At 63.8% G+C, this 14,697-nt stretch carries 14 protein-coding genes; 4 read left to right on the forward strand and 10 right to left on the reverse strand.

What is annotated here, in order from left to right; translation table 11 throughout:
* Positions 1–18 precede the first annotated feature (18 nt).
* From MK181_03595 to MK181_03630, 8 genes are all read right to left on the reverse strand, one after another.
* Complete coding sequence (locus MK181_03595; protein ID MCH2418879.1) at positions 19–1,401, reverse strand: MFS transporter; 1,383 nt, start codon at positions 1,399–1,401, stop codon at positions 19–21.
* Positions 1,398–1,883, reverse strand: a complete 486-nt coding sequence (locus MK181_03600; protein ID MCH2418880.1) for a thioesterase family protein — start codon at positions 1,881–1,883, stop codon at positions 1,398–1,400. The genes MK181_03595 and MK181_03600 overlap by 4 nt, the downstream gene beginning before the upstream one ends.
* A 163-nt stretch (positions 1,884–2,046) precedes the next feature.
* Entirely contained in the window at positions 2,047–3,450 is a 1,404-nt protein-coding gene (locus MK181_03605; GenBank protein MCH2418881.1) for an amidase family protein, read from the reverse strand.
* Between the two features lie 73 nt (positions 3,451–3,523).
* Positions 3,524–4,135 carry a hypothetical protein gene (locus tag MK181_03610; GenBank protein ID MCH2418882.1) on the reverse strand — a complete coding sequence of 204 codons (612 nt, stop codon included), beginning with the start codon at positions 4,133–4,135 and terminating at the stop codon, positions 3,524–3,526.
* Positions 4,128–6,980 (reverse strand): 2Fe-2S iron-sulfur cluster-binding protein, encoded by a 2,853-nt coding sequence (locus tag MK181_03615; protein MCH2418883.1) that lies wholly within the window; start codon positions 6,978–6,980, stop codon positions 4,128–4,130. The genes MK181_03610 and MK181_03615 overlap by 8 nt, the downstream gene beginning before the upstream one ends.
* Positions 6,977–7,225, reverse strand: coding sequence for a sarcosine oxidase subunit delta (locus tag MK181_03620; GenBank protein MCH2418884.1), 249 nt, complete (start codon positions 7,223–7,225; stop codon positions 6,977–6,979). The genes MK181_03615 and MK181_03620 overlap by 4 nt, the downstream gene beginning before the upstream one ends.
* A complete protein-coding gene (locus MK181_03625) occupies positions 7,225–8,514 on the reverse strand; it encodes an FAD-dependent oxidoreductase (protein ID MCH2418885.1) in 1,290 nt (429 codons plus the stop codon). The genes MK181_03620 and MK181_03625 overlap by 1 nt, the downstream gene beginning before the upstream one ends.
* 3 nt (positions 8,515–8,517) lie before the next feature.
* The gene (locus tag MK181_03630) at positions 8,518–9,792 is read right to left on the reverse strand and encodes an aromatic ring-hydroxylating dioxygenase subunit alpha (GenBank protein ID MCH2418886.1); all 1,275 of its coding nucleotides are present in this window, start codon (positions 9,790–9,792) and stop codon (positions 8,518–8,520) included.
* Positions 9,793–9,881: 89 nt separating this feature from the next.
* Between MK181_03630 and MK181_03635 the strand changes: the two genes are divergently transcribed.
* The 4 genes from MK181_03635 to MK181_03650 are packed head-to-tail and all read left to right on the forward strand — an operon-like array spanning position 9,882 to position 13,217.
* Complete coding sequence (locus MK181_03635) at positions 9,882–10,802, forward strand: LysR substrate-binding domain-containing protein (GenBank protein ID MCH2418887.1); 921 nt, start codon at positions 9,882–9,884, stop codon at positions 10,800–10,802.
* 39 nt (positions 10,803–10,841) lie between these two features.
* Positions 10,842–11,465 (forward strand): uracil phosphoribosyltransferase, encoded by a 624-nt coding sequence (gene upp, locus MK181_03640; GenBank protein ID MCH2418888.1) that lies wholly within the window; start codon positions 10,842–10,844, stop codon positions 11,463–11,465.
* Positions 11,440–12,495, forward strand: coding sequence for a polysaccharide deacetylase family protein (locus MK181_03645; protein ID MCH2418889.1), 1,056 nt, complete (start codon positions 11,440–11,442; stop codon positions 12,493–12,495). Before upp ends, MK181_03645 begins: the two co-directional genes overlap by 26 nt.
* Positions 12,496–12,542: 47 nt before the next feature.
* Complete coding sequence (locus tag MK181_03650) at positions 12,543–13,217, forward strand: 1-acyl-sn-glycerol-3-phosphate acyltransferase (GenBank protein MCH2418890.1); 675 nt, start codon at positions 12,543–12,545, stop codon at positions 13,215–13,217.
* A 51-nt stretch (positions 13,218–13,268) separates the two neighbouring features.
* On the opposite strand, the gene MK181_03655 is transcribed toward MK181_03650, so the two are convergent.
* Both MK181_03655 and MK181_03660 read right to left on the reverse strand, forming a co-directional pair.
* Positions 13,269–13,742 (reverse strand): NAD(P)H-dependent oxidoreductase, encoded by a 474-nt coding sequence (locus MK181_03655; protein MCH2418891.1) that lies wholly within the window; start codon positions 13,740–13,742, stop codon positions 13,269–13,271.
* A gap of 41 nt (positions 13,743–13,783) precedes the next feature.
* A complete protein-coding gene (locus MK181_03660; protein MCH2418892.1) occupies positions 13,784–14,695 on the reverse strand; it encodes a 1,4-dihydroxy-2-naphthoyl-CoA synthase in 912 nt (303 codons plus the stop codon).
* Between the last annotated feature and the right edge of the window lie 2 nt (positions 14,696–14,697).

The raw sequence follows: 14,697 nt of genomic DNA on the forward strand, positions 1-14,697 counted from the left end.
AGGGGACGTCGTGTCGGGTCAGCCCCCTGAACCGTCTGTTGGCCACGTGTGGTGGCTGGGGTGCCGCTGGTCGACCTCGCAGTCGTGCTTGTCAAGGTGGTGATGCCACCCAGCTAGTGGATGGAGGACCCACTTGCTGACCGAGTGAGCGATTTCGCCCGATCGAGCCAGGATGGGCTGGAACGTTGATTGATGCTCGACGGGTACGGCCTGCCGGACCCGGACCCGGTACGAGAGATAAAGAGCCAGAACGGCCAAGCAGGTAGCCAACGACCAGAAGTAGGCAGAAGGCCCGAGGGCCTGTACGGCCATTCCAATGATCATTGGGGCGGCCATGGCTCCGAAACTGGAAGCCAACACGAGGGTCGATGCGGCCGCCACCCGCTTCTCGGCGGGGACCCAGTCGTTGGCTAGGGCAACGAACTGCCCGTAGAGAGGGAATACGAAGGCTCCGAAGACCAGGTTGACGATCAGGAGGACCATGCTGGTCGCCGGAACCAGCGCTCCGATACAGGCCAGTCCACACGACGTGATGGCCACGACCAGGATTACCGCCCGGCGGGGGTACCGGTCCGAAAGCTTGCCCAGTGGGATCTGGAGGGTGATGGCCCCGATCACGGCCGCCGAGGTGAACAAGGTGATTCGGCCGGCGCCCATACCCGACTCGGTACCGAACACGGCGGCCATCGAAGTGGAGGCCGACTGAACGAACGAACAGAGAACGATGCCGACGACCGCCGAGGGGATGGTCCGATACAGGTCCCGTAGTGGCATCTTCTCCTCGCTTGGGACCGGAGCGGCCGTTGAGGCCGAGAGGGTCACCGGCACAACGGCAAGTGAGATGAGGACTGAGGACAGCACGAAGAGCTTGAACCCGTCAGCTGAGCCAACGTTCAGTAGGAGCTGACCGACGGCCGTCCCACCCATCATGACCATCATGTAGGCACCGAGAATGCTGCCCCGCGTTTCGTTCGTGGCCCGGTCATTCAGCCAGCTCTCCAAGATCACCAAGACGCCGGCGTTGCAGGCTCCACCGACGAAGTACACGACAGCCCACGTGACGGGCAGCACGAGCACAGCGTTGATGAGGACGGCGGCCGAAGCAGTCGAGGCCAACGCCGCAAACACTCTGATGTGGCCCACCGCCGAAAGGGCTCGGCCAATTGCCTTAGCTCCCAGCAGATAGCCGGCGAAGTGGACGGCCATCACCGTGCCCATCGCGCTGGCACTAAAGCCCTCAGATTCGGCGCGGATAGGCAGGAGGATCCGTTGTAGGCCATTGCCGACCTGCAGGAAGAGGAAGGCCAAGAACAGCGCCCACACGCCGAGAAGGGACGAAATGGTCGACGTTCGACCCTGTCCCGTGCCGGCCGTCGACCCGTCGGCCGACGGCGGGTTCATCGAAGGGTCCTGACACCCCGACCGACATGGTCGGGAAGGGGAATAACGGCATGGTCAGAGGCCTGGGCTAGGGCGTTACCCAGCACCGGTTCGACCATAGGGGCAACCTCGGGACCATTCAGCCCTCGGGTCACGTGGAGCATCATGGACTCTTGGGTGGCCGCCGGATCGGGGAGGTCCCCAGTGAACAACTCGTGATGAAGATGGATCCTCTTTGCGTCAGCACCCAGAACCCAGCTGTCAGCTCGTATTGACGCGCCCTCCTTGACCTCGCGGAGGTACCGGATTCGGCTTTCGACCGTGTAAAAACTTCCGTGCTCCTCGAGGTACTCGGAGCCGAAGCCGAGGTGGACCAGGACTTCGTCGGAGGCCTGGCCGAATGCCACGCCGTAGTAGCCCTCAGTGAGATGGCCGTTGTAGTCGATCCACTCCGGTGGAACGACGGTGCTCCACACCCGGAGCGGTTCGGGGCTTGCTGCCATCGACCTGACCTCCACAGTCCGGCCGGCCACCGGCATCGGAAGACTGCCAATGGGGTGGTGGTGCCACCGGGGTGGCGTTTACGCCGGCAATCTACGGCCGTCCCGCGCTATGCGGCAATCATCCTCGACGGTCATGGGGCACAGGCGGCCTTGACATCCACTGTTAGCCCAGGGGGCCCGGAGGGAGCGTCTTCGTATCAAGGGTGGCCAACGCCCCGATATCGGGTGCGGGTGCCGTGCCGAACACCTCCTCAGCGGCAGCCAGAAGGGCCACTAGGGCAGCGTCGCCATGACGCCGCCCAGCAAACTGAATCCCGACAGGAAGGCCACCGTCGATGAATCCTGCCGGCAGGGACGCCGACGGTGCGCCGGTCACGGTGATCCTCGAACAGGACCGCATCCAGTGGGTGTAGTGGTCCAGTGACACGCCGTCGATCTCGTCGACCCACTCCATGCCGACCGGGAATGGTGACACCTGGGTAGTCGGCGACAGGAACGCATCGAACTGACCTTCAACAAAGAACCGATCCCAGTCGGATCGGATACGTCCTTCGGTGGCGACTGCCGCGGCGATCCGATCGGCATCTAGAGAAAGGCCCAGCCGGATCTCATAGCGGGCTGTGGCCTTCACACGCTCGTCGTCGACGAGAGGGGCCAGATGGAAGGTCTGAAAAAGGCCGCGCAAGTCTTCGAAGCAGCGATCGGCGCCCCTCAGGTTGGGGCAGGCCTCCACCACCTCCCAGCCAGCATCCGCCAACGCATCGACGGCCCGGGCGGTTGCCGCCCGGACGGGGGGCTCCACCGGAAGGTCCCCAAGGTCAGGAGAGAACGCAACCCGGGGAACGGTCGGGATGGGGTCTGCCGACACCTCGGCAGACATCATCACTCCCAGCAGGAGCGCCATGTCGGCCACCGTTCGGCCCATCGGGCCAGCGATCGGTTGGTCGGTCCGGGGATCGGGATGCACGTCCAAGGGAATAGATCCGGTGGTCGGACGAAAGCCGACTACGGCGTTAAAGGCTGCTGGATTCCGGAGCGAGCCACCCAGGTCCGAGCCGTCGGCGATTGAGAGAGATCCACAGGCCAGACCCACAGCCGCACCGCCACTCGAGCCACCTGCGCTGCGTTTTGGGTCCCATGGGTTGCGGGTCAGACCTAGCACCGGATTGAAGGTGTGGGAGCCCTTTCCGAACTCAGGTGTGTTGGTTTTGCCCACCGGCACCACGCCGCTCCGACGGACATGGGCGACGAGGGGGGCGTCGTCGGTCGGTATGTGGTCGCTGAAGACCAATGATCCCCGGGTGGTCAGGACACCAGCGGTGTCGTTGAGGTCCTTGAACGCGGTGACAAGCCCGCGCAGAGGGGTGCCCTTAAGCATGGTCGGATCGTCATCGAGTCGACCGGCCAGATCCTCAGCTGTGTCCCAGTGGACGGTTGGTATGGCGTTGACCACCGGCTCGGTCATCTCGGCCCGGGTCCGGCAGTCAGCCAGGAGTTCCCGGCACGACGCCTTGCCGGCGTCCAGCAGCGCCTTCTGCTCGGTGGCGGTTAACGCAGCGAGGTCCATCGCCGGCGCACCCTAGGGCACGTCGAAGATGGACCTCTTGCCGGTCTCCGATCGTTCAGCGACCGAAAACGGATCAGTGTCCGTGCAGTTCCCAGCCGTGGGGGACCGACAGCCCGAATTCGGTGCAGGCGTCCGCCACGGCGATGAACAGGAACTTTCCGAACGAGCGTTCGCAGCCAATGAGAAACGATGTCTGGCCACCCTCGTCGTCGCGAACCAGGTCACAACTGACGTTCCCAACCGATGCCGAGAACACGGCACCGTCTGGGGTGAGTTCATTGGACAGGTCCAGGTTGCAGATCTTGTTCAGGGCTGCTGTGGCGTTTGAGCCACTGATTCGCAGCATGGCTCGACCGTGGGTTATGTCGATGACGGTGACGAATCCCTCCCCGGGCTCTCCCTGGAAGTGACCGAACACCTCGGAGAGGGCTGCTGTGATGGCCGACGCCTGTCCAGACCCGGCATAGATAGTCCACTCATCGGGACGGGTTCCGCATACGAGGGCACCGTCGGTACGTCGCTGGCTACTCCCATAGCCCACGCCTAGCTCTGCTGCCGCCCCCGTACCGGCACCGCCCCGAACCTGGACCTTGGTAGTTGAGGCAGCATCGGCCACGGTGACACTCCCGTCTGGAGCGCTCAAGGGACCGACGTCTACCGGGCTGTTGAAGGTGGTCTCAGACACGTTGCCGTGCTCCTTCCGGGTCGACATGGGCGTGGTGTTCCTGGACGGTGGCGGTGACCCGCCGCCCGTCGGCGAGCAGCACGGTGATGGATGAACCCGCAGCAGCCAGCGACGGGTCGACCTGAGCCAGACAGACCGACCGTCCGAGGGTCGGTGACATTCGGCTCGAAGTGATCCGTCCCAGGATCGTGTTCGAGCCGCCGTCCACGATCTGTGCGGCCTCTTCCGGGACGATCTCTGGATCGTCGGTTTGGACGCCGACCAAGATGGGCAGATCGGTCCGTTCGTAGGCGGCTTTCAACTCGGGTAGGCCAATGGTGTCCGGCTTATCCAGCTTTACCAGTCCACCGAGGCCGGCTGTAGGGGCCTTACTCAGCCCATCGGTGTCCTGGCCCACGATGTAGTGGCCCTTTTCCAATCGCAGAATCCGCTGGGCTTCGACACCGAACGGACGGCAGCCGAGATCTTCACCCTGTGTGAGGAGTTCCTCCCAAACGTGGAGTGCATGACCGGACGGCACGTGGACCTCATAGGAGAGTTCACCGGTGAATCCGATCCTCCAGATGATGCAGTCGGACACACCGGCCACTGTGCCCTGGCGCACGCTGAAGTATGGGAAGGCGTCAGCACTCAGGTCGACGCCTTCCACGATGCGCTCCAGCAGGGTTCGGGAGTGCGGCCCGGCCACGTTGATGCTGGTCAAGCCGCCGGTCACGGCAGTCACGTGGACTTGCCACTCGGGACGGTAGGTCTGTAGCCAGTCCTCCAGCATCTCCCAGACGGCGCCGGCACCTGATGAGGTACAGGTCATGAGCCAGTGGTACTCACCTAGGCGGCCAGTGACGCCGTCATCGGAGACCACTCCGTCTTCGGCCACCATGGTGCCGTAGCGCACTCGTCCGATGTCCAGCTTGCTCCACTTGTTGACGTAGACGAGTTCAAGGAGCTTCGACACGTCAGGGCCACGGAGGTCCAGCTTTCCCAGCGGGGTTACGTCAATGAGGCCGACGTTGTTCCGCACGTTGTTGGCTTCGCCCATGGGGTCGCCGTAATGGTCAGGACGGACCCACTGGCCGGCGAGGAGCGGTGAGGCGCCGTGGGCGTCGTGCCAGTCTTGGAGAGCTGATCGGCGCACCGGCTCGTGGATTCGACCGGCCAACGCACCAAGCGTGATGGGGGCGAAGGGAGGCCGCCACACAGTTGTGCCAATCTCGGCCATAGACACCTGGTTGGCCTCAGCCAACACGGCGGCGGCGTTGACCGTCTCCAGCTTGCCCTGCGACGGGCCCATCGTCACGGTGGTGTACCGCTTCATGAGTTCGATGGAGTCGAAACCCTCCTTGGAGGCCTGGATGAGGTCCTTGGAGGAAACGTCCTCGGAGAAGTCGACCATGCCGTGGGTTGTACTCCGGTAGCACTCTGGGTGCGGCGCACGGGTTAAAGGAGTCCGGCTGTCTACCATTTCGGCTGGCTTGTCCCAGGTGGGGCCGTTCGACCTGGTCGTCTGAGCCACCCGGTCATGGCGACGCCGCAGTGCACGGTTGGCTGCCAACGCACCAGTGGCCCGACCATGAACTTCCAATTCGGCAGTCGACCCATCACCAGTGATACCACCGGTAGCCAGGATGTTGCTGGGAAGCGAATTGGAGAAGTATCTAGCTGACGTGGCGTCGTAGACGGGCCTGTCGCCGGCCATGTTGAGCAGCGAAGTGGGGGCGGTCCAGCCTGTGGCGGTGACCACCAGGTCGGCGTTAACGGTCCGCCCGTCGCTTAATACAACCTTGGACACGCGGCTCTTACCTTCCGCCGACACAATGCCTTCGCCCTTGCGGGCGTCCAGCACGGCAACGACCTCTACGCCAACCCGCTCCAGGTCGGCTACCGCTGCATCCCCATCAGCATTGGCGCTCATGACCACGGCTCTGTTCCCTGGCTTAACGGCCCAGAGATTGATGAGCCGCCGGGCGGCGCCGGAGAGAATGACACCTGGGGTGTCGTTGCCTGCGAACACGTACGGACGCTCCACCAGGCCGGGCGCCACGACCATTACTCCAGCTCGGGCCTTGATAAGCCGTTCCGGGGCAATGTCGTGGCTTCGCTGCATGATGGAAATCCAGTTGTGGTCGTAGCGACCGGTCACCGTCGAGTCGACCAGCACCTCGATGTTGCCGTTGGTGCGGCAGGCTGCAGCAAGGTCCGCACCCTGTGCCCGTTGGGCCTCGTCACCCCACAGCAGGTGTCCACCGAGGTCGTCGTACTGCTCGACGAGGAGGACCGAAGCACCGTTGTCGGCAGCTGCCAGAGCCGCGCCCATGCCGGCCGGGCCACCACCTGCTACAAGGACGTCCGGGTGGACGTACCGCTTGTCGTAGGCACCATGCGTGCTGGTTTCCCAGTGAATTCGGCCACCTGGTGCAAACTTCTTTAGGACCTTTTGGTACAGCGGCCACAGAAACTTCGGACGCATAAAGGTCTTGTAGTAGAAGCCTGAGGACAGGAACCGTCCAACCAACTGGTTCGCAGCACCGAGGTCAAACTCGAGGCTGGGCCACACGTTCTGGGTGCTGACCACCATGCCGGCTTCCAGGCGGCGGCTACCGGCCCGGACATTGGGCTCGTCGCCAACCTGTACGAACAGATTTGGGTCCCAGTGGTCGGCGGTAAGAATGCCGCGCTTGCGGTGGTACTTCATACTGCGGCCGAAGACATCGACTCCACTGGCCGCAATCGCCGAGGCGATGGTGTCACCCTGGTAACCGGTGATGGATTTTCCGTTCCAGGTGAACGAAAGGCTCGTGGACCGGTCAATGATCTCGCCCGGTTGGGCGACAAGTCGGTTACTCATGACGCCTCCTGGCCGCGGATCTCGTTGGTCGCGGTGTTGCGCTCAATGGTGAAGTATCGACGGCAGCCTCCCCGGCAGTACCAGGTCTCGGTCACCCAGCCAGCAGGGTTCTTCCGCATGTACAGGTATTCGCGCCACTCGACCAGAGAAGCCGTCGAGGGGTCGGGGCGGGGAACGAGCTCTCCGCAGTTCCGTAGATCGCCCGAGTTCCGGGGACCACAGTTCGGGCAAGGTACGACAATCATTAGTGACCCACCGCTGCTGCGCCCTTTTCACCGACGAGGTCTCCCTCGGTGAAGCGCTCAATTCCGAACGGGGCGATCAGGTCCGCTGTGCGGCCGGTGGCGATCGTCTCCGCCAGGGTTTCGCCGGCCACCGGGCCGGCCTTGAATCCGTAGGTACCCCAGCCAACGTCAACTAGGTAACCGTCCACGGGCGTGAAGCCCATGACAGGGGAGTAGTCGGGCGTCATGTCGCAGAGGCCTGACCACTGACGTAGCAGACGCATCTTCGAGATACCCGGCATGAGCTCCAGTACGTGTCCGGCCAGTTCCTCGGTGAACTCGAGGGTTCCGTTGACCCGGTAAGTACCAACCGGGTCAACGGAGGCGCCGAATACGAGCTCCCCCCGGTCGGTCTGGCTGACATAGACGTGCAGCGAGCCCGACACAACCACCGTCGGTAGGAACACCTTGCATGGTTCGGTGACCGCCGCCTGGAGAGGGTGAGTGGTGATGGGTAGAGGCACACCGGCCATGTTGGAGATCAGTGAGGCCCAACCAGCCGTGCAGTTGACAACCACGGGAGAGTTGATGTCTCCGCGACTGGTCTTCACGCCGGTGACCCGACCGCCGGCGCCCTTTCCGCCGGGCCCGGAGCCGCCTTCAACGTTGATGTCAAGGACTTCGGTCTCCTGGAGGATGTGAACCCCGTGGTGGTCGGCACCCCGGGCGTACCCCCAGACGACGGCGTCGTGGCGGACTATCCCGCCAGGGGGGTGGTACAGGGCGCCCATGATCGGGTACCGGGTGTTCGGCGAGACATCCAGGCTTGGGGCCTGCTTCTTGACCTCCTGAGGGTCAATCACGCTGGAGTCGATGCCCTGGAGCTTGTTGACCTCGGCTCGCCAGTGCATGGTCCGCAGCGCTCCGTCGGTGTGAGCCAGGGTGAGATGGCCCCGCCGGGAGAACATGATGTTCAGGTTCAGGTCGGTGGCCATCGTGTTGTACAGGTCCAACGACCGGTCGTAGAAGGCCACACCCTCAGGCGTGAGGTAGTTGGAGCGGACGATGGCCGTGTTACGTCCGGATCCGCCGCCACCGATATACCCCTTGTCGACGACGGCGACGTTCGTAATGCCGTGGTTCTCGGCGAGGTAGTAAGCGGTGGCCAAGCCGTGGAGACCACCACCTATGACGACGACGTCGTACGAGTCGCGCATCTCCGGGCGACGCCACATCCGTGGCCAGTCACCCCTGGTCAGGCCGTGCTTGATGAGCGCGCCTGCTGAGTACTTCGGGGGTCGCTTCCCCATGGGCTAGTTCACCTTCCTTGCTTGGTCCTCGACGCTGCGCCACGGAAGCGGGTTGACCCCGGTGCCATAGAGCGGCTGGTCGTCGGTCTCATCGCCGACGGGAATCCGTGAGATCCCAACGAACCGGTCAGCGAGCATGTTGTGGAACCGATGTAGTGGCTCCTCGAACCGTGGGGAGAGGCGACCCGGCGTATAACTGCCGGTCGACAGACCCTTATGTCCCCGTTGGACGATGTCGATGTCCTCGGCATTTACGTCTAGCCAGAAGTTTCGGGTGACGGCAAAGTCCTCGTCCGCCACCCGTGTGTTGGATGGGGGAAGCAGCCAGGTGCAGCACTCCCGGGTGAAGCCCGGGGCTACGGGGTCCAGGCGCATCACGAAGACGTGATTGGGCAAGATGCTGAGGAGCACGTTAGGGAACAAGGCGATGAAGCGGCCGCTGGACAAGTCGGACTGGCTGAGCCCCTCGGCTGGAGGCAAGGCGTCCCAGTCGCCACGCTCGTCGTTAGACAGCGGAGTGGTCGTCTGACCGCAGTACATGCCGATGCCCTGGTAGCGGTAGTGATCCTGCACGCGGGAGACCTTGGCAAGTTCGGGATGCACCCAGCGCAGGTGGTAGTACTCCTGGAAGTTCTCCGAGACAAGCTTCCAGTTGGCTTCGAATTCGAGATCCCGGGTGAAATGGCTCCGCCAACCGGCGAGGCGGTAGCCGGCAAGCCGCTGATCGAGGTCACCGAACCAGTTCTCGATCGGTGGCGCCTCGTCGGACAGACAGACGAACAGGAGGCACTGCCAGGAGGCCACTCGTACCTTGTGGAGTCCGTAGTTGGCCGGGTCGAATCGGTCCACGCCGGCATCGGCGAACTGGGGAGTGGCCACCAGGCTTCCGTCCCGGTCGTAGGTCCAACGGTGGTAGGGGCAGCGGATGGTCGACCCCAAGGTGCAGTCGCCCTCCAGCAGCTCTGTGCCGCGATGTCGACAAGCGTTGAAGTAACCGCGCAAGTCGCCGTCCTGGTTGCGGGTGAGGATCACAGAACGGCCGGCCACAGATCGCACGATGGCGCTACCCGGAGCGTCCAACTCATCGTGAGTTCCCACGCAGACCCAGGAGGTGGAAAAGACTCGCTCCTGCTCCTCGGCGTAAAAGGTCGGGTCGGTGTATACGGCGGCCGGGAGGGCGTGAGCCTCCAGTATTGGGCGGCGGGTACCCACCCAGGCCTCCTCGGAGGTCCAGTGGGTCCCAGTAGCGGCGGTCTGCGCGTCGGTTGAGGTACTCATGGGCGCGTACGCCCCCGTACCGGAGAGGGGGCGGTGAAAAGGTAGGGCTGGTTTCACTCCGTGTAAAGGATGTGTACTCTCATGGGGGTATGAGACGAATTGATACCCATGGGTCAACCGACCTTCCGAGTACCCAGGGGCTAACCACGTTCGCCATCGTGGCTCGACACCACAGCTTCTCCAGCGCCGCGGAGGAACTCGAGGTGGGACAGTCGGCGGTGAGCCACGCCATCCGACAACTAGAACGGTGGTTTGGATGTGCCCTCTTCGATCGCGACCATCGGGGCATTCGCCTCACCGAGGAGGGGAGGATCCTGGCCGACGGAGTGGGAGCCGGCCTGGCCCGCGTCCACCAAGCCGTCCGCGACGTCCAGAGCCTCCAAGATCTTGCCACCGAAGTCGTCACAATCTCGGTCTCCACGGCGACAGCCAGTCACTGGTTAATACCCCGACTGGCCCGGTTCAAAGTGGCACATCCCGAGATCGACGTCCGTTGTGTAACCACCGATTCTGATCGGAACTTCGACACCGGAACGGTCGACCTCTTCGTCCCCGTGGGTCGGGCCCGCTGGCCAGGATGCCAACGCTGGCCACTAATGGAGGAAACTGTCTATCCGGTTTGTAGTCCCGAATACGCGACATCCTTGGGCCCCACCCCATGGTCGCTGGGGGTCCTCATGGGAGCCGAACTCCTAACGCTCCAGGAGCGCCACCGCTCGAGGATGCGGTGGTCGGAGTGGTTTAAGGCACTGGGGGCCGGAGCGCCTGACGGAGCAGGGGTGGGAGTTACAAACGACTACACAGTGCTCCTGCATGCCGCAATGGAAGGTCAGGGGGTAGGCCTGGGCTGGCACCACCTTGTACACGATCTAGTCAAGCAAGGTCGCCTTGTGAGGCCGGTAACCGAATCGGTGACGACCGCTGACCCGATGTGGCTCAACGCTCCACCAGGACGGGCCCTCACCTCGGCAACCGAAGTGCTGCGCGACTGGCTCCTTACCGCAGACTGAGGACACTGCTCTACTCAACGGCGGACCTAGTGTGGGCCGATGCCAGAACTGCACGTCGTCAACCACCCCCTGGTCAGCCACAAGCTGACCCAAATGCGGCGGACCGAGACACCCAGTGAGCGGTTCCGGCAGTTGCTGACCGAGACCAGCCTCCTCCTGGCCTACGAGGTAACACGTGAACTGCCACTGCGAAGCGTCCGAATCACTACACCGATGACCGACACAGATCAGCCCGAATTGGTCGAAGAGCCCGTGGTCGTGTCGATACTGCGTGCTGGTAACGGGCTACTCGACGGTGTTCTCAGGGTTATCCCCTCGGCCCGGGTGGGCCACGTCGGCCTTTACCGGGACCACGAAACCCTCGAGGCGGTCGAGTACTACTGCAAGCTCCCACCACTGGAGGGACGGACGGTCATCGTCGTCGACCCGATGCTGGCCACCGGAAACTCAGCGAGCGCCGCCCTCGACCGAGTAAAGCGAGACGGGCCTGCCGCCATCAGATTTCTTTGCCTCCTGGCCGCTCCTGAGGGGATCGCAGCTCTTCAAGACACCCACCCGGATGTCGCCATCTGGACCGCGGCGGTCGACGAGTGCCTAAACGAGGTCGGCTACATCGTGCCGGGCCTCGGCGACGCCGGTGACCGGATCTTCGGCACGAGCTGAACGTCGACCTCGCCGGTTCCTCCCATCGGCGGCGGTGGCCGCCGTCGGTGTCCTGGTCGCCGTGCTGGCTGGAACGGCAGGGGCCAAGACGGACGACAGTGGTACCTCCGAAAGGGTCGAGGGGCTCACTGAGTATTTCGAAGAAGCCCCTGGTGTGGTCCACCTGACCTTCGACGACGGTCCCGACCAGGTATTTACCCCGGTACTCCTCGATCTCCTCGACCGTTACGGGGCTAAGGCCACCTTCTTCCCCCTCGGTCGGAACCTTGAGCCCCGCTGGGAGCAGGACGACGTGCAGGATCTTCTGAGCCGGGGACACGCCATCGGAAACCACTCATGGCATCACCGGAAACTCACGGAGCACCATCCCTTTGATGTGGCCGCCGACCTCGAGCGGGCCTCGCTGCTACTCCGGGATCTGGCCGGATTCCGACCCTCCTGCTGGCGGGCGCCCTACGGAGAACGAAACGAGATGGTCCTGGCCGTCGCCGGGTCCCTTGGAATGGAACACGTGGAGTGGACAGCCGATCCGCAGGAATGGCAGAACCCGTGGGTGCCGGTGGTTCTGGCCTATCTGACCGGGAAACGTCACGACGGGTCGACAATCCTGCTCCATGACCGAAAATGGCTCTCGCTCCACATCGTGGATGCGGTTGTTCCGGCATACAGCGACGATGGCTGGCGCTTTGAGGTTGTTAAATCCTGCCGGACCGGAGCTGAGCGGGAGGAGCGCATGGCCACACGGGCCGACGGCGACGTTCCCGTCGGTCTGGTTGAAGGCCTGACAAAAGACGGCGACAAGATCCTGCTTACTGGTTGGGCCTACGACGCCGACGCGCCGGAGGGCGGCCTGGAGGTTGTGTTCAACACTGACGGCCTGAGTCCACGTGTAGTGGGAACGACTGGGAGCGGACACGATTTCGCAGTGGTCTTGGCCAGCCCGGCGGGCGTCGGTCCGATTTGTGTCTGGGTGGCTAACGCCGGCCGACCCCGCCACGACACCTCCCTAGGGTGTCACCGCCTGCCCTAAAGCGGGCTCGGAGCGTGACCGGCCGGAGTTACGTACCCTCTTCAGGCATGCACGGCTATCCCGACGGACCAGACCCCACCGAGGAGCGCTCCCTCCTGCGGATCCAGGCCAGGGTGGCGTGGTTCATGCGGATACTGACCACCGTCGATGTCGGGGAGCGGCCCCCCGCTCCTCCTGGACCGGCCATCCACGCTGCGAACCACCGGAGCATGGCCGACCTCCTTCTCTCAACGTGCACGTTTAGCACCTGGGGTTGGCCCATCCGCCCCTTGGTCGCCGTTTCTTACTTTGAACGGCCGCTGATCGGTTGGTTGCTGAGAAAGCTGCGTTGCATACCTGTAGAGGGCACCGAGGCTCTGGACCTTGCCGCTGAAGCACTCCGCGACGGATGGTCTATCGCCATCATGCCCGAGGGCCGGATTGTTCCCGAGGAGGAATGGGCCGAGACCGGCGTTGGTCGGTCCCACCTGGGGATTGGTCGCCTCGCCATTGACACCGGGCTTCCGGTGGTGGCCAACGGGGCCAGTGGAACCGAAAAGCTCTGGCCTCGGGGACGGTCCCTCCCGTTCTTCCGGCCCTGGCGGCGGGTACCGCTGGTCCTGCGTAGTGAGGTGGTCGGGGTGGTGGAGTCCAAACGAGCCCGCGAAGCCACAGACCAGGTCATGGCGGCGGTGGTTCGATGCGTGGCCACCTCGGACCGGATCGCCGGAAGAACTGTCTGACCTTGGGCGCATAGAAAGCGTTTAGCCCACGCCGTGACCAAATCCGCCGGGTCACCAAAGATCCAGGGCCAGGCCGGCGGCTAGTGATCCGCCGAGTTCTCGGGCCGCATCGAGGTCCTTGTCGCTGACCTCCTCCCGCACGACCAGCGGCTCACCAACCGACCGCCAACCCAAGCCGGTGGCCAGTGGCACCACAGCGCCCACAGCGCCCGCCCCATCCCCTCCGGCCTTGACGACTAAGCGGTAGGGCCTCCCACGAGTGTGATCCAGACACGGGTAGTAGGTCCGGTCGAAGAAATCCTTCAATGCGCCGGACATGTAACCGAAGTTCTCTGGGGTGGCCAGGAGGTAACCGTCGGCACCCAGGACGTCCTCGACTCCGGCATGGAGTGCCTCGACCACCTGGACACCAACCAGCATCCCGGCATTGGCAATGGCTGGATCAGAGGCCCCAGCGACCGCAGCCTCGACCAGAGCACGGGTCCCGCCGGAGGCGGAATGCCAGACCACAAGCAAGGTGCGCATGTCGGGCACGACGGTTCACCAGGTCCTGAAGAGCAACGCCCTCAGAAGTGGTACGGGAAACCCGAGTAGTCCTGGGGCCGCTTTTCCAGGAACGCGTCCCGACCTTCCCGGGCCTCGTCAGTCCCGTAGGCCAGACGTGTTGCCTCGCCGGCAAACACCTGCTGACCGACAAGACCATCGTCGATCAGGTTGAAGGCGAATTTGAGCATCCGCTGGGCTGTCGGACTCTTGGCGTTAACGGCGGCCGCCCACTCCAAGGCCACATCCTCAAGGCGGTCGTGGTCAACCACCTCGTTGACCATCCCCATCGAGTGTGCCTGCTCGGCTGTGTACTCCCGACCGAGGAAGAACACCTCACGGGCGAACTTCTGGCCCACCTGGCGCGCCAGATAGGCCGAACCAAAACCTCCGTCGAAGCTGGCCACGTCAGCATCCGTCTGCTTGAAGCGGGCGTGTTCACGGCTGGCCAGGGTCAGGTCGGCCACCACGTGGAGGCTGTGACCGCCACCGGCCGCCCAGCCGGGCACCACCGCGATGACCACTTTGGGCATAAACCGGATCAGACGCTGGACCTCAAGGATGTGGAGACGGCCTGTCCGGGCCGGGTCCACCGTCTCGGCCGTCTCTCCATCGGCGTAGCGATAGCCGTCTTCACCTCGGATCCGCTGATCACCGCCCGAACAGAACGACCAGCCGCCGTCGCGAGGCGAAGGTCCGTTTCCTGTCAACAGCACTGTGCCCACGTCCGAAGCCATCCGCGCATGGTCCAGCACCCGGTAAAGCTCGTCGACGGTGTGTGGCCGGAAGGCATTTCGAACATCCGGGCGGTCAAAGGCCACCCGAACGGTTCCCTGGTCCACGGCCCGGTGATAGGTCACGTCCGTCAGATCAAATCCGTCCACGGGCTCCCATCGCCCAGGATCGAACGTCTCAGAGACAGCGACTTCGCCCATGG

The organism is Acidimicrobiales bacterium, assembly GCA_022452035.1.
Lineage (GTDB): Bacteria > Actinomycetota > Acidimicrobiia > Acidimicrobiales > MedAcidi-G1 > UBA9410.

What these genes read in the sequence shown, in the direction of transcription:
- MK181_03650 (MCH2418890.1), top strand. Translation starts at nt 12,543, where the DNA reads ATGCACGGCTATCCCGACGGACCAGACCCCACCGAGGAGCGCTCCCTC.
- MK181_03615 (MCH2418883.1), bottom strand. Translation starts at nt 6,980, where the DNA reads ATGAGTAACCGACTTGTCGCCCAACCGGGCGAGATCATTGACCGGTCC.
- MK181_03660 (MCH2418892.1), bottom strand. Translation starts at nt 14,695, where the DNA reads ATGGGCGAAGTCGCTGTCTCTGAGACGTTCGATCCTGGGCGATGGGAG.
- MK181_03595 (MCH2418879.1), bottom strand. Translation starts at nt 1,401, where the DNA reads ATGAACCCGCCGTCGGCCGACGGGTCGACGGCCGGCACGGGACAGGGT.
- MK181_03605 (MCH2418881.1), bottom strand. Translation starts at nt 3,450, where the DNA reads ATGGACCTCGCTGCGTTAACCGCCACCGAGCAGAAGGCGCTGCTGGAC.
- MK181_03600 (MCH2418880.1), bottom strand. Translation starts at nt 1,883, where the DNA reads ATGGCAGCAAGCCCCGAACCGCTCCGGGTGTGGAGCACCGTCGTTCCA.
- MK181_03655 (MCH2418891.1), bottom strand. Translation starts at nt 13,742, where the DNA reads ATGCGCACCTTGCTTGTGGTCTGGCATTCCGCCTCCGGCGGGACCCGT.
- upp (MCH2418888.1), top strand. Translation starts at nt 10,842, where the DNA reads ATGCCAGAACTGCACGTCGTCAACCACCCCCTGGTCAGCCACAAGCTG.
- MK181_03630 (MCH2418886.1), bottom strand. Translation starts at nt 9,792, where the DNA reads ATGAGTACCTCAACCGACGCGCAGACCGCCGCTACTGGGACCCACTGG.
- MK181_03625 (MCH2418885.1), bottom strand. Translation starts at nt 8,514, where the DNA reads ATGGGGAAGCGACCCCCGAAGTACTCAGCAGGCGCGCTCATCAAGCAC.
- MK181_03635 (MCH2418887.1), top strand. Translation starts at nt 9,882, where the DNA reads ATGAGACGAATTGATACCCATGGGTCAACCGACCTTCCGAGTACCCAG.
- MK181_03620 (MCH2418884.1), bottom strand. Translation starts at nt 7,225, where the DNA reads ATGATTGTCGTACCTTGCCCGAACTGTGGTCCCCGGAACTCGGGCGAT.